The sequence below is a fragment of the Celerinatantimonas yamalensis genome, assembly GCF_046054155.1.
In the GTDB taxonomy this organism is placed as follows: Bacteria; Pseudomonadota; Gammaproteobacteria; order Enterobacterales; family Celerinatantimonadaceae; genus Celerinatantimonas; species Celerinatantimonas yamalensis.
Window position 1 is genome coordinate 62,413 of record NZ_JBEQCT010000001.1, and the last position, 18,539, is coordinate 80,951.

The 18,539-nt window shown below is 45.1% G+C and carries 16 protein-coding genes; 11 read left to right on the top strand and 5 right to left on the bottom strand.

The genetic code is table 11. From position 1 onward, the window contains the following. Positions 1–586 precede the first annotated feature (586 nt). Both ABUE30_RS00380 and ABUE30_RS00385 read left to right on the top strand, forming a co-directional pair. Positions 587–1,207 carry a MarC family protein gene (locus ABUE30_RS00380; protein ID WP_408621656.1) on the top strand — a complete coding sequence of 207 codons (621 nt, stop codon included), beginning with the start codon at positions 587–589 and terminating at the stop codon, positions 1,205–1,207. A 102-nt stretch (positions 1,208–1,309) separates the two neighbouring features. Then, positions 1,310–1,930, top strand: coding sequence for a DUF4937 domain-containing protein (locus ABUE30_RS00385; protein WP_408621657.1), 621 nt, complete (start codon positions 1,310–1,312; stop codon positions 1,928–1,930). Positions 1,931–2,549: 619 nt separating this feature from the next. On the opposite strand, the gene ABUE30_RS00390 is transcribed toward ABUE30_RS00385, so the two are convergent. Next, entirely contained in the window at positions 2,550–4,169 is a 1,620-nt protein-coding gene (locus ABUE30_RS00390) for an ABC transporter substrate-binding protein (protein WP_408621658.1), read from the bottom strand. A 645-nt stretch (positions 4,170–4,814) separates the two neighbouring features. Here ABUE30_RS00390 and rbsD point away from each other — a divergent pair. The 6 genes from rbsD to ABUE30_RS00420 all read left to right on the top strand — a co-directional run bounded on the left by rbsD (position 4,815) and on the right by ABUE30_RS00420 (position 10,769). After that, positions 4,815–5,234: a D-ribose pyranase gene (rbsD, locus tag ABUE30_RS00395; RefSeq protein ID WP_408621659.1), complete on the top strand. Its 420-nt coding sequence runs from the start codon at positions 4,815–4,817 to the stop codon at positions 5,232–5,234. 14 nt (positions 5,235–5,248) lie between these two features. Continuing rightward, complete coding sequence (gene rbsA, locus ABUE30_RS00400; RefSeq protein ID WP_408621660.1) at positions 5,249–6,760, top strand: ribose ABC transporter ATP-binding protein RbsA; 1,512 nt, start codon at positions 5,249–5,251, stop codon at positions 6,758–6,760. Then, entirely contained in the window at positions 6,757–7,731 is a 975-nt protein-coding gene (gene rbsC / locus ABUE30_RS00405) for a ribose ABC transporter permease (protein ID WP_408621661.1), read from the top strand. The genes rbsA and rbsC overlap by 4 nt, the downstream gene beginning before the upstream one ends. 110 nt (positions 7,732–7,841) lie before the next feature. Continuing rightward, positions 7,842–8,720 carry a ribose ABC transporter substrate-binding protein RbsB gene (gene rbsB, locus ABUE30_RS00410; RefSeq protein ID WP_408621662.1) on the top strand — a complete coding sequence of 293 codons (879 nt, stop codon included), beginning with the start codon at positions 7,842–7,844 and terminating at the stop codon, positions 8,718–8,720. A 77-nt stretch (positions 8,721–8,797) separates the two neighbouring features. Then, a complete protein-coding gene (gene rbsK, locus ABUE30_RS00415) occupies positions 8,798–9,721 on the top strand; it encodes a ribokinase (RefSeq protein ID WP_408621663.1) in 924 nt (307 codons plus the stop codon). A 22-nt stretch (positions 9,722–9,743) separates the two neighbouring features. Next, the gene (locus ABUE30_RS00420; protein ID WP_408621664.1) at positions 9,744–10,769 is read left to right on the top strand and encodes a substrate-binding domain-containing protein; all 1,026 of its coding nucleotides are present in this window, start codon (positions 9,744–9,746) and stop codon (positions 10,767–10,769) included. Between the two features lie 60 nt (positions 10,770–10,829). Here the strand turns inward: ABUE30_RS00420 and ABUE30_RS00425 are convergent, their stop codons facing one another. Continuing rightward, positions 10,830–12,938 carry a TonB-dependent receptor family protein gene (locus ABUE30_RS00425; RefSeq protein WP_408621665.1) on the bottom strand — a complete coding sequence of 703 codons (2,109 nt, stop codon included), beginning with the start codon at positions 12,936–12,938 and terminating at the stop codon, positions 10,830–10,832. A 580-nt stretch (positions 12,939–13,518) separates the two neighbouring features. Between ABUE30_RS00425 and map the strand changes: the two genes are divergently transcribed. Further along, positions 13,519–14,292 carry a type I methionyl aminopeptidase gene (gene map, locus ABUE30_RS00430; RefSeq protein WP_408621666.1) on the top strand — a complete coding sequence of 258 codons (774 nt, stop codon included), beginning with the start codon at positions 13,519–13,521 and terminating at the stop codon, positions 14,290–14,292. 9 nt (positions 14,293–14,301) lie between these two features. Here the strand turns inward: map and ABUE30_RS00435 are convergent, their stop codons facing one another. Next, entirely contained in the window at positions 14,302–14,565 is a 264-nt protein-coding gene (locus ABUE30_RS00435) for a DUF1127 domain-containing protein (RefSeq protein WP_408621667.1), read from the bottom strand. 157 nt (positions 14,566–14,722) lie between these two features. Between ABUE30_RS00435 and ABUE30_RS00440 the strand changes: the two genes are divergently transcribed. Both ABUE30_RS00440 and ABUE30_RS00445 read left to right on the top strand, forming a co-directional pair. Continuing rightward, on the top strand, positions 14,723–15,598 hold the full coding sequence (locus tag ABUE30_RS00440) for a LysR family transcriptional regulator (protein ID WP_408621668.1): 876 nt from the start codon (positions 14,723–14,725) through the stop codon (positions 15,596–15,598). 307 nt (positions 15,599–15,905) lie between these two features. Next, on the top strand, positions 15,906–16,685 hold the full coding sequence (locus tag ABUE30_RS00445) for an acetoin reductase (protein WP_408621669.1): 780 nt from the start codon (positions 15,906–15,908) through the stop codon (positions 16,683–16,685). Positions 16,686–16,745: 60 nt separating this feature from the next. Here the strand turns inward: ABUE30_RS00445 and ABUE30_RS00450 are convergent, their stop codons facing one another. After that, the gene (locus ABUE30_RS00450) at positions 16,746–17,723 is read right to left on the bottom strand and encodes a LacI family DNA-binding transcriptional regulator (protein WP_408621670.1); all 978 of its coding nucleotides are present in this window, start codon (positions 17,721–17,723) and stop codon (positions 16,746–16,748) included. Next, entirely contained in the window at positions 17,716–18,459 is a 744-nt protein-coding gene (locus ABUE30_RS00455) for an MBL fold metallo-hydrolase (protein ID WP_408621671.1), read from the bottom strand. Before ABUE30_RS00455 ends, ABUE30_RS00450 begins: the two co-directional genes overlap by 8 nt. Positions 18,460–18,539 lie beyond the last annotated feature (80 nt).

Sequence of the window (18,539 nt, forward strand, 5' to 3'; positions counted from 1 at the left end):
CTGTCATCCGCAGTTATATGCCTATTTGGCGGCTCTGGTCTAAAGGGCACATTGATACAGATCCGTGCCAGCTATTTTCGATATAGCATAGAGTATGGATAAATGCTCATACATTCTTGCGGCACATGAATTAAAAATGGATGATTAATGCAAGGTCGCGTTTTGTTGGCGTAGAGCCAACCTAAGAAGATTCATCTGCCGAGTATTTTGAGAGACGGCAAAATTTACTTATTTGATATCGACGGTATATAGTGAGTTTTGAACCGCCGAAAGGGAAATCACTCGTGTAAGCTTGCGTAAATTATGATTCAGAGAGTGATTTTCGATGTTATGGGGAAAGTTGGTTTGTCGTGACTGCTTGCCTGGGCGAGTCGTTAACCTGTAATTAAACGCTCCCATAGAAAGCCTAGGCTGCTAAAGTTGGTGCTTCACTTTACCCTGATTCGTAAGCGATTAGCCATACAAGTTGCTGCATCCGGAGCTATTATCGTTAATACGGTGTGTGCTAAAAAGCGGCAAAACAGCACCAACTGACTTACCGGTCACATGGTTTTTTATTTTTTCTCAATTTTGGATAAAAAAGTAAATGATAGATTTTTTAGCTGTTTTTATAACCTTTTTTGCTGTGATAGATCCGATTGGAACTGTTCCAGTGTTTATAGCGGTAACAGCTAAATATGATCAAAAAACGAAGTCTCGTGTGGCATTGCTTGCCACCATTGTATCAGCGTGTGTTTTATTATTTTTTGTCGTCATTGGCGAGATCATATTAAAAGCACTATCTATTCCACTTTCTGCATTTCAAATATCGGGAGGAATTGTTTTGTTTCTATTTGCTTTAAATATGATATTTGGCGACAGTAAACCTGAAGAAGAAATAAAACTTTTAGAAAAATCGCATAAAGAAACAGCTATTTTCCCTCTGGCGGTTCCCTCAATAGCAAGTCCTGGCGCGATGTTGGCAGCCGTGCTATTAACAAAAAATGCAGTATTCGATATCTTTGAGCAAATTCAAACCGCATTGGTTATGTTATCTGTTTTAGTATTGGTCTATGTTTTAATGTTACTGTCTGGTTCGATTGCTCGACTTATTGGTAGTAGCGGGGCAAGTATTATAAGCCGAGTCATGGGATTAATTATTTCGTCAATTGCTATTACAAATATACTCACAGGTTTTAGTGAGTATTATAAACATATGCAACTTTGAAAACAGAGTCGATCAATCTTGTCGACTCGGCTAAGCTGTGATTTTTTCATAAAAACAAATGAATTTCAAAGAGAGCATTGGCAGCGGTAAAGGATCACTATTATGATAGTTAAGTTCATAGAATGTATACCTGTTCCTGGAAAAGAACGTGCATTCTCTCAAGCACAGAAAGCTTGGACATCCGTATCGCAATGTAATGGGTTTATTTCACAGTATGGTGGCTGGAATAATAAAAACTCTCATGCCGTTATTCTCTCCATCTGGGAGAATCAACGTCTTGTGAATGATTTTATGTTATCAATGCATGACAGTATTGTAGAAAGTACTGCCCAGATGCAGACGTATCAACAATGTTTTGTTCATTACCTCACGGTTGAGCATATGATATCCGCATCGCGATGTTTCAACCTAAGTGATATTGGTTTTATCCGTATCGCTGACTGTACACTTAAACCACATGGTAAGCCGCTATTCATCAACGATCAGCTAAGCATTTGGAATCCTACAATGGCTTCTTGTTCAGGGATGTTGGGTGGCTATGTCGCCAAGTTCAATGAAGAGCCTGACCGATATATGGTCGTCTCTTTATGGCAAGATCAACAAAGCCACCATCAATACGTTGCTCATCAATTTAAAATCGCAAGGCATCAAGTCAACGTTGAAGCCTATATTGAAAATTTAGTGGGCTATCAGATACCGACAATAAAGGGTTGGGGAGTTTAACTGAAATAGTGCTTTAAAAAACGAGCAAACAGATGATGACGACCCGGTTCCCAGCAATGAAAATGGTTAGATATCAAGGTATTTTCCCCTCGTTTTTTTTGAGCAGAAGATTACATTATCCCGCTTGCTATCCGTTCCTTGTCGAAATGTTGTGTTAAGTTCTGCCAGTTGTCATAGGCTAACTTTTCTTTGGCGCTATTATCTGGCTCACATGCCTGCAAAAATTGGCGTGCGTTATTTAGCAAATTTAACTTATCCTCAAACAGCAATAAGCCTAGCTGACGAGGTTAAATTCTTGATCCCATTAAATTAGATGAGAACGCCATTGGAACTGGCTAAAGCGGTCTGTGTATGGCTACGGATGAATTGACGTATCTGTTAGATGTGGCTCTATTCATTGATGGCGATGCTGGGCATTTATCATATTAAGGTCGGCGGCGGCGGACTATTCTTGCCTTTTAGGTCGTCTCTGAGTAGCCGTTATTTGAGCGCGTATTATTGGTGTGGTGTTTGTGATGATAAAGTTCGCCATCATCTAGGGCTTAAGCGCGCTCTTTCTTACTCTTTAAAGAATACGAGCCCGCTTAAATGGGCTCGTATTCTTAATTAACGCGCTGAGTTATTTCGCCTTCATATACATGTTTTTGACATAGTACTGATCCATGGCGTTATGCATGGGGTAGCCGCCGACTGTGGGTCGTACGAGCCGTGCATTGACAAACTGATAGATGGGGGCAATTGGCATATCTTTAGCCAATAGCAATTCTGCTTGTCGATAGTCTTCGGCACGTTTTTTAACGCTAGCGGTATGCATTGCTGTGTTAATCAAAGCGTCATACTTAGGGTTGGCATATTTCGGATTGTTTTGCACATTATTTGTAGTGAGCAGACTTAAGAACGTGGATGGCTCATTGTAATCGCCATACCAGTCTGTTCGCGCAACATCAAACTTCTGCTGTTGTAGTGTTTGTAGATAGCTCTTCCACTCTTGGTTCTCTAAATGGACATTCACACCTAGTTGTTTCCACATCTGGCCAATAGCCAGTGCCAACTTTTTATTGATATTGTTTGTGTTATAGAGAATGGTCACGTTTAAGTGCTTGCCTTGTTGCCCATAGCCTGCTTCTGACATTAATTGACGGGCGACTTTTAGCCGTTTTGCTTGGCTCCATGTCGCATAAGCGGGAGTGGGTGGTGTAAAGCCATCGACGCTAGCGGGAGTGAGGGTATAGGCGGGTAATTGCCCTTGAGCCAATATGTCTTTGGTGATGATATTGCGATCAATGGCATAAGACAGCGCTTTACGAACCCGAATATCGTTAAATGGCGCTTTTTTCATATTAAAGCTGTAGTAATAGCTGCCGAGTGCACCGGTAATGCGCAATTGGTTAGGATCGTCTTTTTTTAGGTGTTTATATTGTTCGACAGGAAACTTAGAAATGTCGATTTCACCTGCAAAATAGCGATTCATGGCGGCGACACTGTCGGCTATCGGCAACATCGTCACTTTACTAATGACCGTTTTGCTATTATTCCAGTAGTCAGGATCGCGTGTCATGACAATTTGGCTATTGACGACCCATTTGCTGAGTTTATAAGCGCCATTAGAAACCATGTGCTTAGGCTGAGTCCATTGGTCGCCCCATTTTTCCACGGCCGGGGGGTAAACTGGGAAGACTGCAGTGCAAGCCATCATTTTCACGAAATAGGGGACTTGTTTGGCGAGCGTAACTTTTAACGTATAGCGGTCGATAGCTTTGACACCTAAGGTATCAGGTGCCTTTTTGCCATTAACGATCGCATCAACATTATCAATACCAGTAAGCTGCAAATAGTAAGCATAAGGAGATGCAAGTTTTGGCGTTACCAAGCGACGCCAGGCATAGACAAAATCTTGTGCAGTCACTGACTTGCCGTTTGACCATTTCGCATCATGCCGAAGGTGGAAGATAAACTCTTTATTGCCTTTGTTTTCCCAGCTTGTTGCAACCCCAGGTGTAACCTTGCCGTTGGCATCTAAGTTGACTAATCCTTCAAATAGCTGGACGGCGATGTGCATCGCTGGCATGCCCTCAATCAGCTGCGGATCGAGCGTTTCAGGCTCAGCTTTGTTATCGATCACAATTGACTGATTTTTGGCCAGATGAACGCCTGTTGGAACATTGGCGGCATAGACACTGGGTACGCTCAATAGTGTGGAGAGTACTACAGCATTGAGCAGTGTTTTCTTAAACATCATTTTTTCTCCATGTTGTGTTTGTTTTGCATGCTACAGCTAAGGTCATGCGATAAAGCATCTATTAGTATTTATGAAAGGGATGAATATCGTCATGCAAATAACTCATTGGCTGTGAAGGGCAGAATCAGGTGAGTGATAAGTCATCGCAGTAATCTGAGAGTGACTGACTATTCATATCCAATGAATAGTCAGTTTACCCCTAAATCGTATAATAAGTTAAATATTAATAACTTATGCGTATCGCTTTATTAACTATTGCTTAACGGTGAATAGTTTAAGCAAAATTGCCAGCTGTAAAAATCGCCTTGGAAACGCAAAATGAACGGGCATCCTAGCCTAACAGACCATCATAGCGAATCAGATCGGCGGTGCGCTCTGACAAGTTGCCGAGCGTTCATCTGTGGGACACATTTTTGCACTAGAATCTGTGGGCTGGTCAACTTTGAGTCAAAAATCAACCGTAGATGGACACATAACTATAAAAATGTGATCAACTTATTAAAATTTTGTAACACATTTTGGCCTTGATCACAAATTTGTATGTTTTTTAATACATGCGCTGATTTTCTTCATAAAGTAACCATCGAAACGTTTGCGCAAACGTTTAACTCACTTTGTTGATGAGCTAATTGCTTGAGGAAAATTATGAAACGGTCACCTTTGTTACACAGTGAAATCTCGTATCTCATCGCCAAGTTAGGCCATACCCAAGAGGTGACAGTGGGCGATGCTGGGCTTCCAATTCCAACTGGCGTGCAACGAATTGATTTAGCGGTAACGCCTGGTTTGCCCGATTTTATTTCAACGTTAGAAGCGATTCTCAGTGAAATGGTAGTTGAGGGAATTTTTATCGCCGAACAAACACGTGACCAGAGCCCTGATTTTTATGCGCAATTACAAGGTGTTATCGGCCGTTATGAGCAAACTCATCGGTGCCATATTGATCAACAGTGGATCACTCACGAGGACCTAAAACAGCGCAGTCAATTAAGCCAAGCGGTGATTAGAACAGGTGAATGTACGCCTTTTGCCAATGTCATCTTACAAGCGGGTGTCGCGTTTTAAGCGAGGAGAGAGTGATGCGAGAGGCGATTTTAGAAATATCGGGTATTGATAAAGGATTCCCTGGTGTTCAGGCGCTTAGCCAAGCCGGGTTAAAGGTCTATCCGGGTCAGGTAATGGCGTTAATGGGAGAAAATGGCGCCGGCAAGTCAACACTGATGAAAGTACTGACTGGGATCTATCAACCAGACGCGGGTGAGATCCGTTATCAGGGCAACCCCGTTCAGTTTACTGGCCCAAGAGAATCGCAGTTAGCGGGGATCAGTATTATTCATCAAGAGTTGAATCTTATCGGTGAACTTACCATTGCCGAAAATATCTTTTTAGGTCGTGAGCCGACCAACTCGATGGGGAAAATTCAGTGGAGCGTGATGCGTGAGCAAGCTCAAAAGCTACTGGATCGGTTAAATATCAAAGCAAGTCCTAATACCCCCGTAGGTCGTTTAAGTTTGGGAACTCAGCAGATGGTTGAGATCGCTAAAGCGATTTCGTTCGAATCCAAAGTCATCATCATGGATGAGCCAACGGATGCACTCACTGATTCGGAAACCCAGTCACTTTTTAATGTGGTTCGCGAACTGCGTCAAAGTGGTTGTGGCATTGTGTATATATCCCATCGTTTAAAAGAAATTTTTACCATTTGTGATGATGTGACGGTTCTGCGTGATGGCCGTTTTATTAGTGAACAACCCGTTACCGACATCGACGAAGACCGTTTGATTGAAATGATGGTCGGTCGGCGCCTTGAAGAGCAGTATCCCCGTTTGTCTCTGCAATCAGGGGAGGTTTGTTTAGCCTTGGAAAATGTAAGTGGGCCTGGCGTTAAATCGGTGAGTCTATTTGTGCGAGAAGGTGAGATTTTAGGTGTTAGTGGGCTGATGGGGGCAGGGCGAACTGAATTGATGAAGCTCATTTATGGCGCTACACGCAAAACAGCCGGAATAATCACGCTTAATGGGCAACGTATTTCTCCTAAAACACCAGCCGATGGTCTCAAATATGGGATCGCCTATATCTCAGAGGATCGCAAAGGGGATGGGTTAGTGTTGGATCTCCCTGTGAAACAAAATATGTCACTGTGTGCATTAGCGGCGTTTAGCTACCCCGGTGGTCAGTTAAAACATAAGAGTGAACGTGAGCGTGTCGATAACTTTATTCGTCGGTTCAACATCAAAACACCTTCTCGGGATCAATTAGTTGGCTTTTTATCGGGTGGAAATCAGCAAAAAGTAGCGATTGCCAAAGGGCTGATGACGCGCCCCAAAGTGTTGATCCTTGATGAGCCTACGCGAGGCGTGGATGTTGGTGCCAAAAAAGAAATTTATCAATTGATTAATGAATTTAAACAGCAGGGGATGAGCATTATTTTGGTGTCCTCTGAAATGCCCGAGATCCTTGGCATGAGTGATCGCATTGTGGTGATGCATGAAGGGCATCTTTGTGGTGAATTTTTAGCCAATCAAGCCGATCAAGAAAAATTAATGGCATGTGCCGTCGGTAAAACCAGTGATGAGGTAGTTGTAGCATGAACGGTAATTCAACAGTAAAAACGTCCAATAGCCAAGGCCAGCTCAAACAGTGGCTGATCGATCAAAAGTCGTTAATCGCACTACTGCTGTTGATTGTCGTGGTTTCTTTTTTAAGTCCAAACTTCTTCACGCTGGATAACTTTTTCAACATATTACGACAGACCTCTGTCAACGCCATCATGGCCGTTGGGATGACCATGGTCATTTTAACCGCCGGGATCGATTTAAGTGTTGGCTCTGTGCTCGCTTTATGCGGCGCGTTTGCGGCTGCGATGATCAACGCGCATGTGCCTCTTGCATTAACCGTGATCGGAACTTTAGCCGCCGGTGCACTTTTGGGCACCCTAAGCGGGGTGATTATTGCTAAAGGCAAAGTACAGGCATTCATAGCAACGCTTGTGACAATGACACTACTGCGCGGGGTGACATTAGTCTTTACGGGGGGGCGGCCCATCTCTAATGGTTTTGATCCGCTTGCCAACGCTTTCTCATGGTTCGGTACGGGTTATTTGTTGGGTATCCCTATGCCGATTTGGTTAATGTTGGCTACCTTTGGCGCTGGTTGGTATGTGCTCAACCATACTCGCTTTGGTCGCTATATCTATGCGCTGGGCGGCAATGAAGCGGCCACACGATTGTCAGGTATCAATGTGGATCGGGTCAAAATTGGTGTGTATGCCATCAGCGGTATGCTAGCGGCGCTGGCCGGCATTATCGTTACATCGCGTCTGTCGTCGGCGCAGCCAACAGCCGGTACTGGCTATGAGCTTGATGCGATTGCGGCAGTGGTGCTGGGTGGCACTAGCTTAATGGGTGGTAAAGGACGGGTGATGGGAACATTGGTCGGAGCGTTGATTATCGGTTTTTTAAATAACGCGCTGAATCTGTTAGATGTCTCTTCTTACTTTCAGATGATCGCCAAAGCAGTCGTTATTTTGCTTGCAGTATTAGTCGATAACAAAAATAAATAACCTTAAAAATGAAATGCTTTCTCAGTTTTAAACGAAAAAACCAGATGTATATTGCTCTATACAGCAGCACTATACGCAATAGTGTAGAAACTCTACAAAAGGTAATGATGATGAAAAAGATAACAACCGTACTGTCAGCAGCTATTTTAGCTGCATCTTTTAGCACAGCTGCATCTGCCAAAGATACATTGGCGATGGTGGTGTCGACTTTAAATAACCCTTTCTTTGTGAGTATGAAAGCAGGGGCACAAAAAGAAGCTAAAAAATTAGGCTATAACCTGATTGTCCTTGACTCACAGAATGATCCGAGTAAAGAGCTCTCTAATGTTGAAGATTTGACGGTTCGTGGGGTCAAAGTGTTGTTAATCAACCCAACTGACTCAGATGCTGTGGGTAACTCCATTCGCTTAGCAAACAAAGCCCATATCCCAGTCATTACGTTGGATCGTGGAGCTAACCATGGTGAGGTAGTTAGTCATGTTGCTTCTAATAACGTTTTAGGTGGGCAGATGGCCGGCAACTTTATTGCTCATAAAGTTGGTCGAGGCGCTAAAGTCCTTGAATTACAGGGCATCCCAGGTACATCAGCCGCTCGCGAACGCGGTGAAGGATTTGCTCGTGCGGTGAAAGCTAATCAACTTGATGTGGTCGGGAGTCAACCTGCTGACTTTGATCGGACGAAAGGGCTCAATGTGATGGAGAATTTACTTGAAGCACATCCTAATGCCAAAGCCGTGTTTGCACAAAACGATGAAATGGCCTTGGGCGCGCTGCGCGCGGTACGTGCTGCAGGTAAAAAATTAGTGATCGTTGGGTTTGATGGCACAAAAGATGGTATTGCAGCTGTTAAAAGTGGCTTAATGGCAGCAACTGTCGCCCAGCAACCTGAGTTAATTGGTAAGATAGGCGTGGATGTGGCGAAGAAAATTTTGGACGGTCAATCTGTTCCTAAAGATATTCCTGTGCCATTAAAATTAATCACCAAGTAAGCTCTTTGGTCACTGGTGTATTTGCACCAGTGACTTATCTGATAGGCGTTGAGTAACAGAAATAAGGTAGATCAGTCATGAAACAGTTAGTTGTATTGGGGAGTGTGAATGCCGACCACGTATTGCATGTGGAGGATTTTCCCAAGCCAGGTGAAACTTGTCATGGGCATCACTACCAAATTGTCGCCGGTGGCAAAGGAGCGAATCAAGCCGTTGCAGCCGCGCGCTTAGGCGGCAAAGTTAGTTTTATCGCTTGTGTCGGTGATGATGCGATTGGTCAACAGATGGTGACTCAGTTTGTCCAAGATGGCATCGATACCTCGATGGTCATGATACAACCGAATCAGGCCACTGGCTTGGCGATGATCCAAGTGTCTAAATCAGGCGAGAATAGTATCTGTATCGCCGCTGAAGCCAATGCTCAGTTAACGGCTGAAAAAGTAACCCAATATTTACCTGCAATTGCCGATGCTGATGCACTATTAATGCAACTTGAAACGCCGTTAGATGGCATATTAAGCGCGGCCAAAGCAGCGCAAAAAGCGGGCACTCAAGTGATTTTAAACCCAGCACCAGCCCAACCTTTAAGCGATGAGTTACTTGCATTGGTGGATATGATCACGCCCAATGAGACGGAAGCGCTGCAATTAACGGGTGTCCATGTTGTGGATAAAGCGAGTGCTGAGCAAGCCGCGAGCATACTGCATGCTAAAGGTGTTCATACAGTGATTATTACCATGGGTCGTAAAGGGGCATGGGTGAGTGAGCAAGGGCAAGGCTACTTAAGCCAAGGGTTTGTGGTCAAAGCTGTCGACACGACAGCCGCAGGCGATACCTTTAACGGTGCATTGATTACCGAGTTGTTAAATGACCAAACGCTCGAACAAGCGCTGCGCTTTGCACATGGCGCTGCAGCTTTATCCGTCACTTGTTTTGGTGCACAAAGTTCTATACCGAGTCGCGCTCAGGTGAGCGAATTTTTAACTGAATCATCGTGTTAATCAGCCATGAGGAATTCGACTTATGGCAACCATGAAAGATGTGGCTCGCCGCGCTGGTGTGTCCACCTCAACGGTGAGTCATGTGCTAAATCAGACACGGTTTGTGAGTGATTCGATCGTCGAGCGAGTCAAAATTGCAACGCAAGAACTGCATTATTCACCATCAGCACTCGCGCGTAGCCTAAAAATAAATTCTACTCAAACGTTAGGGATGTTATTAACTACATCTTGCAATCCATTTTTTGCTGAAGTGCTTAAAGGGGTTGAAAGGCGCTGCTATGAGCGTGGTTATCACTTGATTTTGTGTAATACAGAAGGGGATTTGAAGCGCATGCAAGCGAACATTCAGATGTTGCTGCAACGACGCGTGGATGGTTTGTTATTGATGTGTGGCGAGTTGGATACCCCATCATTAGAACCCTTTAATGGTGGTCAATTAGCCGTCCCCTCAGTAGTGATGGATTGGGGACCTGAGGCTCAATATAGCGATAAAATTCGAGATAATTCACTTCAAGGCGGCTATCTAGCCACCCATCATCTGATTACCCAAGGATTTACCCAGATTGGCTGCTTAACGGGCCCTTTAAATCGACATACGGCTTCTCGGCGGTTGGCCGGATTTCATCAAGCGATGCAACATGCGCAGTTGCCCGTTAACTCGCAGTGGATCGCCAGTGGTTCATTTGATTGTAAAGGTGGGGAACAGGCCTTTATGACGCTGCATTCGCGAGGGATGCTCCCTGATGCGCTCTTTGTGTGTAATGATATGATGGCGATGGGGGTCTTGCATCGCTGCGCTGAGCTGGGTATTCGGGTGCCCGAGCAGTTATCGATTATCGGCTATGATGATATCGAATTAGCGCAATATTTAGTCCCTGCACTGACCACGATTCATCAACCCAAGTATCGTATGGGTCAGCAAGCTGTGGATCGTTTGATTGAACGAATTCAACATCCCGATATGCCCGCAACGATGATTGAACTGGAACCAACTTTGGTGCAACGAGACAGTATTAAACCTAAAGTGATGGCCTTTGATAAGACCTAACTTGAGTGAGGATAAGTTGTCCAACTGAGCCAGCATGGGCTGGCTCAGTTAAGTTGTATATTAGAATGTATAATTCAGATCGAACGTATAGGAGCGCCCTGGGGCAGGATAGCGCCCTACTGGGCTGGTATCGATGCCGCGGAAATAGTAGTCACGATCAAATAAATTGTTGACCGACACATTGAGCTTGAGCGCACTGGTTTTGTCGTGATAGAGCTCTTTGCCTATATTCAGATTCCATACGGTATAGCTAGGAACCCTGCCTTTTGATCCGGCTGCATCTTCTTGTTTGGTATTGGCATCATCGGAGTAGGCGTGGCTAAAGTAGTAGCCTGAGACGGTGGTATCGTAACCTACAATGTTGTAGCTTGCATCCCAAGAGAGCTGATGTCTGGAGCTATCCGCGAGTTGATGACCTTTGTTCACGCCTTCTCGTAATGTGGCATCCAGATAGTTATAACTTAGCCCTACGCTGAGTTTTTGTAGTCTTTCTGGCGAGTAACGGCCACTCATTTCAACGCCTTGGTGGCGAGTGCTGCCAATATTCTTAAAGGTTTGTGAGGCGCTTTCCCATTGCAGTTGATCTTTAAAGTTAATGCGATACAACGACACATTAAACGAGTTTCGCTCATGGGTATAACGCGTGCCAACTTCATAATTCCATGATAGCTCACCCCCTTTGTTACCTTTTCCTCGAATCGATGAAATTTGTGGTGCACGCAGTGATTTCTGTGCATCGGTATAAGTGACCCAATCATCGGTTAAGTTATAACTTACTGTTAATCCAGGCAGTAGCTCGTTGATAGTATTATTTTGAGATTGGCTTTTGCCAATGTCATCAAAGTGCATATGCACTGATTCAAAGCGTAGTCCGGGGGTGATTTTCAAGCGATCATTCATCAGGCCAATTTGATTGCTAAGATACGTTGCATAAGCACGTGTGCGCAGATGCCAATTACGCGGAATAGTTGTTTCCCCACCATTGAGTGGCGTTTGGGTGAGTTGATAGCCGATCTCTTCATGAACATAGCGGGTGCCAATGATCAACTTTTGTGAAACGGATTGTTTGCTTCCCATATGAATTGCGATCTTAGGTTCAACGCCATAGACGGTAAATTCGCGCGGTGAGGTGCGAATATCCGTTGCGGCAACTCGTGGATCTGACCAAAATTGACTGGTTTGGTTATATCCCCATTTAAAGTTACGATCAGAGCGATGTCCAAAGGTGAGTAGTTCAAATTTTGCCCCGTTAGCTAACTGTAAATCATGGGTATACTTGGCGTGCCAGCGGGTTGAGCGGCCGCGATAGTGATCATAAGGACGTTGTGATTGGTGACGGTCTTGCTGATAAGCACTCGGTGATAAAGCCCCTGGCATTTCAGTGTCGGCTCGATAATGTTGTAAGAATGTTTGTAGTTCTTGGGTATCGCTGATTAACCAATCTGTTTTGATTTGATAGTTGTTCACAGCGGTATCTGAGTGTTTACGGAAACTGTCGCCTTTGACAACATTGCCTTCAAGCTGAATACCGAAGGTGTCAGTCAGCCAGCCCCCCGTGCGAAGATAGATGTTTTTCAGCGGTGTGTCACCCCCTTTAAATACGGTCAATCGAGTGTTGATCTCGCTTTGCCAATCATTTGGAATCGGTTTGGTAATGAGGTTAATCACCCCGCCAACATTGTTCGGGCCATATTGCACTGCAGCGCCACCGCGAACGATATCAATGCGATCGATATTAGAAAGTGTTGCAGGAAAAACCGATTGCCCGGTATGACCATAAGGAGCGAGAGTCAACGGGACGCCGTCCATCAAAAATTGCGCGTAACCACTACGACTTGCTTTTAACCCGCGTACCGAAATATTGGGCAAAACGCCGGTACCCGTTTCGTCTTGAATTTTAATTCCGGGAACACTTTGTAGAGCGGTATCAATCGACTGCGACGCTGTGTCTTGAATTTGAGTGCGATTAAGCACCGTTCGACTGCCCGCATAATCTTTAACATCGCTCACCCTTGAGCGGTCAATCACACTAGCGGTTACGACGTATTTATCCAGTTTTTGCGGTGGCTTCGTTTGATTTTTAGCATGCGCCGATAAACTGAGTAGTAAGGCTGTAGTTAATGTTGAGTAACGCATCAGTCTCAAAGGCATGTCAGTCTGAGAAAGCATGAATGGTTTTCCTTGTTACGTGTCAAAAAAAGTGAATGAGTGAAACAAATAAATTGGCTTCGCTTAGTCTTGGGATTATTGAATGTCGTCCATGGTTAAAGACCGACCTTTTTATTTAATCGTGATGTTTGGACCAAAGGAGCCAACGATTTCTATATCTGTCTGTGCTTGGATGAGGCACATTGACTGCGCAATTGAGTGAATGACGACAGATTTAAACAGAAGTGTTAATGAAAACAAAAATGATTATCATTTGCAATTATTATTCGTTAAATGATAGCGTCAAAGACAAAGACTGTTGGCTATTTGACGGTCTCTGAAGGCGAGAATTGCTGTTTTAGATGGAGTTAATTTGATACATATTTTTTGCAAGTTGAACCGATTGAAAAGCAGTGGCAAGGATCATGGGGATGATTATAAATAATTTAAACCCTGTTAAATAAATGTATAATACATTCAATAAATGCAATTAATCCTTCTTTTAATTGTAAGAGTGACCGGCTGTGGATGCGTTCAGAACAATCGATACCCGATCATCGAATGATTGCGTCAGCGAGCAAATAAGGAATGAGAGAAATTTATGAAGCAACAAGTTGTGATAAAAACGGCAGAAGAGATTGAACGAATGCGCGAGTCGGGTCGCTTACTGGCGGGCGTATTTACGATGCTGGATGATTTTGTTAAGCCAGGTGTGACGACTATGGCGATCAATGATCGGGTGGAAGATTACATTGTTAATGAACTCAAATCTCGCCCGGCCAGCAAAGGACAGTATGACTATCCCTATGTACTGAATGCATCGGTCAATGAAGTGATCTGTCATGGTATGCCCAGTGAATATAGGCTCAAAGGGCGTGATATTGTGAACCTTGATATTACGCTTGAAAAAAATGGCTTAATTGCCGATTCCAGCAAGATGTATGTGATGCCGGATGCGTCGCCTATTGCGAAGCGGCTGACACAAAAAACGTACGAAGCATTATACAAAGGGATTGAGCAAGTTAAACCAGGTGCCACGTTAGGTGATATTGGTCATGCAATTCAATGGCATGCCGAAGCGGCTGGTTACAGCGTGGTGCGCGAATACTGTGGTCATGGCGTGGGTCGTGAAATGCATGAAGAACCCCAGATCCTGCATTATGGTAAACAGGGAACTGGGATAAAGCTGCAACCGGGGATGATTTTTACCATTGAACCGATGATCAACCAAGGTGGCCCAAAATTGAAAACCAAAAAAGATGGTTGGACGGTCGTGACGCGCGATAAAAAGTTTTCCGCGCAGTGGGAACATACTATTTTAGTGACCCAGAATGGGTATGAGATATTAACGCTGCGTCCAGATGAGCAGCGTTAACGAAAAATATCATTGTTTGCTTTGAGTACACCGCTGACTACTGTCAGCGGTTGTTTTAGGGGGCGCGTCAGCGTGATGAGCCTCTCGTTGCTGGGTGATTAAATTGGCTGGTGTTACCCCAATATCTTGACGTAATTGTGGTGATAACTTGGCCAGTTGCTGACATGTCCGTCGGCGCTGGCGGGCGATTTTGCGCTGTTCGCGCATGTGAATGAACAATTCATAAAGCTGCTTGATGGGATAGGCGTAGTTGAAATCTCGAATAATCGACATCATCTGGCTCCTGGGTGATGGCCCTTTCTTGCAAAGGCTGAAATATTAGCTCGTTGGTGTCGCGACAGGGATTAGATTAGCGAGGTTGACATGTTTAGAAAAACTAAAAATAATGAATCTATTCTTTAGTGTTTCTAAATAATGGTTGGTGATAATGATGGACGACTTCCCCTTGCTCGAACTGGATCTGCTGCGCTCGTTTGTCGCAATTACTCAAACCGGTAGTTTTTCTAAAGCCTCTGAGCAGGTATTTCGCTCGCCTGGCGCCATCAGCATGCAGATCAAACGCCTTGAACAGCTGCTCGATCAGCAACTGTTTGAGCGCTCATCGCGTCAGGTTCGATTAACTGAGGCCGGAGAGCGGCTATTACAATATGCTCAGCAGTTGTTACAGCTTAATCAGCAGGCGGTAAATGCCTTTAGAGAGCCAGTTGTCGAGCAGCAAATCAATCTTGGCATCAGCTCTTGTATTGATTCACAATATTTATCAAAGGTACTCAGTCAGTGTGCTGAAACACACCCACACTTGCAGATCCATGTGGTGGTCGCGACTAGTCAGGAGTTGATGCAGCGGTTAGAAGCAGGCACGCTCGATTTGGCCATGATTGTCTCTGGTAATATTGGCCTGGGTAGGCAAAGCGGGCGAGTTGTTTATAGCGAGTCGTTGGTGTGGGCGATGTGTAAAGAGGGACGAGCTTATCAAAAGACACCACTACCTTTGGCCTTAGATAGTCGTGGTTGTCTGTGGCGTGAGACGGCGCTGGCAGCACTTGATGAAACCTCATTCAATTACCGTGTGAGTTACAGTAGTGATCAGTCTGAAGGGGTTAAGGCGGCTGTCATGGCAGATCTAGCGATTGCGGCACTACCCAAAAGTATGCTGCGCGATGGTTTGGTTGAGGTTCCTGCAGTCGTTGGATTACCGCCGCTGGATCAATACCAAGTGATTTTGCAAACTCAACCACACATATCCTCAGCTGTCTGCATGCTTAAAGACTACATTCGCGAGATTTTTCAAAGTAATTGGGTTTAAGTTCACACTTGCCGATAGCATCACACTAATTTAAGCACATCTTCGACATTAGCCCTGTTTATTATTTGCTTATTCTGAAATACTGATTTGTCACTCAGTTCAGCGATTGAATCAGGATATTGGCGCAGATTTATCTCGAGCCTTTTGCGAAACAGCGCTAATTGCCATTCAAGTCCCTATTGATGGCTGACGCTTTGGTGTTAGCTTGACGAAATATCACTCAATTTGATTCATTAATAGAGCATTGAACGATATCCGTACCTTCGTTCTGAACAGAATCATCCATAAATCCATAGGAGAGATAGATATGGCTATTACAGGAAAAGTCGCATTAGTCACTGGGGCCGGTCAAGGAATTGGCCGCGGCATTGCACTGCGCTTAGCAAAAGATGGCGCTGACATTGCCTTGGTCGATCTCAATGAAGATAACCTTAAAAAAGTTGCTGAAGAGGTCAAAGAATTAGGTCGTAAAGTGACCACTTTTAAAGCTGACGTCAGTGATCGCGCGCAGATCTATGCAGCGGTTGAACACGCTGAAACAGAGCTCGGCGGCTTTGACATCATGGTTAATAATGCGGGTATCTGTCAAGTTAATCCGTTGGCTGAGGTGACGCCAGAAGAAGTTGACAAAATCTTCAAAATTAATGTGCAAGGCACCTTGTGGGGAATTCAGGCAGCGGCCGCAAAATTGATCAAGTTGGGTCACAAAGGCAAGATTATCAATGCATCATCGATTGCCGGCCATAATGGCTTTGCCATGTTGGGCGTTTATTCGGCAACTAAATTTGCCGTGCGCGGGTTAACTCAAGCGGCAGCCGCGGAATATGCCAGTCAAGGCATCACCGTGAATGCATATTGCCCTGGAGTAGTGGGTACCAGCATGTGGGAAGAGATCGATCAACGCTTTGCTGATCTCACTGGTGCAGCGAAAGGTGAAACATATGATAAATATGTGAATGGGATTGCCCTTGGGCGTGCTGAAACACCTGATGATGTTGCCGCTTTTGTTAGCTATCTTGCCGGGCCTGATTCGGACTATATGACCGGACAAGCACCATTAATAGATGGTGGTATGGTTTACCGTTAAGTTTAAGTATTTATTTTACGCTTAGGGCCCCCAAAGGGGCCTTTTTTAATCGGGGGTCATCTAAGTGGCGCGTTTGATGAGCTTCACGCTGACTTTATCGATGCGTTTGGGCAGTTGCATTTGCTGCGCACGTTCGCCGAGACGTTTTAGGGCTAATGCGGCAATTTGCTGGCTATCTTGTCGCAGTGTGGTGAGTTGATAGCTGGTAAAGCGAGTAACGGGAATATCATCAAAACCGACAAGGTGAAATGCTTTGGGTATGCTCAGATGGAACTCGTGGCGTGCACAGTCAAAAAATCCACAAGCGAGGAGGTCATTAGCACACCACAGACCATCAAATATTAATCCATCGCGCAAGGCGAGTCGCGCTGCCGCAACACCACCCTCATAACCGCTGGATGATGCCATGAGCGCTTGGCTAGGTTGTAACTGGTTCCAAGCACACAAGCGTACTTGCGCTGAATAAGTTCCGTGTTCAATGCCCAAAAACTGCGGATTCCGACAGCCTTGTCCTGCTAAGTATGATGCCGCTAACTGAGCGCCTTGCGCATTGTCGGAGGTAATTTCATCAACCTGGGGTAGGTCAGTCTGCCGATTAAGCACCACTACGGGAATGGCTAACTTGACACATTCACTGACCAGTTCGGCAGAAGGGTGACCGGATGTCACAATCACACCGGAGACGCGAAATTGGGTGAGCTTGGTGAGTGTACTGGCTAAGTCGTCGTCACTTAATACATCACATAACAGCGCTTGAAAATGCTGTGCCTGAATGGCGCGAACTAGATCTTCGAGCAACTGACTGCGGTAGGGGTCAGTTTGACCGGCGGTAATAACACCAATCAGTTGGCTACGCTGGCGATTGAGACTCTGAGCGAGCATATTCACTTGATAGCCCAGTTCTTTGGCTGCACTGAGCACTTTTTGGCGAGTCTTTTGTGCCACGCTGCCATTATTAGAAAACGTGCGCGAGACCACGGCTCTTGAAACGCCAGCGCGGTTGGCGACATCTTGAGCAGTTATGCTGCGTTTAGTCATTGATTTGCCCGTTTTCAACGAGAACGGCTTGCGCTGCAAGCGCCCAGTTTGAGCGTCCTTCTAGGGCCTTGTTAAGAGCCAATCGGCGCTCATCAGGGCAGTGATACAGTCGCCATGGTGTACTGGCTGTGGTTTTGGCAATGTCGCTTAGCAGCGCCAGATCGGCATGGCCGTTTGGTAAAGGCGTGGGGGCAAGCATCCCACACTCGTGGATGATGAGATCGCTTTGCTGCATCAGCGCAATGGTTGCTGCTGTGGGTCGCCCGTCGCCACTATAAAAAAGCTTAAAGCCATCGATTTCCAGCCATAGTGAACGGTTACTTATGCTGTGATCACTGAGTGCGCTGGCATAGACCAATTCCCCTTGTTGTCCTGACTCGGCAATATCCTGCCAGTGGATGACGAAGCCAAGTGATTCGCCAATATAGGCAATGGGTAACATTGCTTGCAGCAATTCCTGTTGAGTGGGTTGCGCCATAATCGTCAGTGGCTTGCGTCGGCCATGGCTGTTGAGATAGTTCAATAAAGCAGGCAGTCCCAAACAGTGATCAGCATGAATATGGGTGAAATAGATCACATCGAGTTGGTCGATCGTTAAGCCTTGGCGCCATAGCGCCTGAGGTACGGTCGGACCACAATCAATCAGCCAACTGCTCTGGCTTGTTCTAATCATCAATGCGGCATTGGTCCATTGGCAGCTATAAGCGCTACCAATACCAAGCATCTCTATTTTCATGATCTCTCCATTTTTCATTGTTTGGGCATTTTTAAATTAGCTAAGTTATTTGAATCTTTTATGAACACGTGTCCAAAACT

Excerpts from the sequence above, each read along its gene's own strand:
- ABUE30_RS00380 (WP_408621656.1), top strand. The coding sequence starts at position 587 with ATGATAGATTTTTTAGCTGTTTTTATAACCTTTTTTGCTGTGATAGAT.
- ABUE30_RS00385 (WP_408621657.1), top strand. The coding sequence starts at position 1,310 with ATGATAGTTAAGTTCATAGAATGTATACCTGTTCCTGGAAAAGAACGT.
- ABUE30_RS00390 (WP_408621658.1), bottom strand. The coding sequence starts at position 4,169 with ATGATGTTTAAGAAAACACTGCTCAATGCTGTAGTACTCTCCACACTA.
- rbsD (WP_408621659.1), top strand. The coding sequence starts at position 4,815 with ATGAAACGGTCACCTTTGTTACACAGTGAAATCTCGTATCTCATCGCC.
- rbsA (WP_408621660.1), top strand. The coding sequence starts at position 5,249 with ATGCGAGAGGCGATTTTAGAAATATCGGGTATTGATAAAGGATTCCCT.
- rbsC (WP_408621661.1), top strand. The coding sequence starts at position 6,757 with ATGAACGGTAATTCAACAGTAAAAACGTCCAATAGCCAAGGCCAGCTC.
- rbsB (WP_408621662.1), top strand. The coding sequence starts at position 7,842 with ATGAAAAAGATAACAACCGTACTGTCAGCAGCTATTTTAGCTGCATCT.
- rbsK (WP_408621663.1), top strand. The coding sequence starts at position 8,798 with ATGAAACAGTTAGTTGTATTGGGGAGTGTGAATGCCGACCACGTATTG.
- ABUE30_RS00420 (WP_408621664.1), top strand. The coding sequence starts at position 9,744 with ATGGCAACCATGAAAGATGTGGCTCGCCGCGCTGGTGTGTCCACCTCA.
- ABUE30_RS00425 (WP_408621665.1), bottom strand. The coding sequence starts at position 12,938 with ATGCTTTCTCAGACTGACATGCCTTTGAGACTGATGCGTTACTCAACA.
- map (WP_408621666.1), top strand. The coding sequence starts at position 13,519 with ATGAAGCAACAAGTTGTGATAAAAACGGCAGAAGAGATTGAACGAATG.
- ABUE30_RS00435 (WP_408621667.1), bottom strand. The coding sequence starts at position 14,565 with ATGTCGATTATTCGAGATTTCAACTACGCCTATCCCATCAAGCAGCTT.
- ABUE30_RS00440 (WP_408621668.1), top strand. The coding sequence starts at position 14,723 with ATGGACGACTTCCCCTTGCTCGAACTGGATCTGCTGCGCTCGTTTGTC.
- ABUE30_RS00445 (WP_408621669.1), top strand. The coding sequence starts at position 15,906 with ATGGCTATTACAGGAAAAGTCGCATTAGTCACTGGGGCCGGTCAAGGA.
- ABUE30_RS00450 (WP_408621670.1), bottom strand. The coding sequence starts at position 17,723 with ATGACTAAACGCAGCATAACTGCTCAAGATGTCGCCAACCGCGCTGGC.
- ABUE30_RS00455 (WP_408621671.1), bottom strand. The coding sequence starts at position 18,459 with ATGAAAATAGAGATGCTTGGTATTGGTAGCGCTTATAGCTGCCAATGG.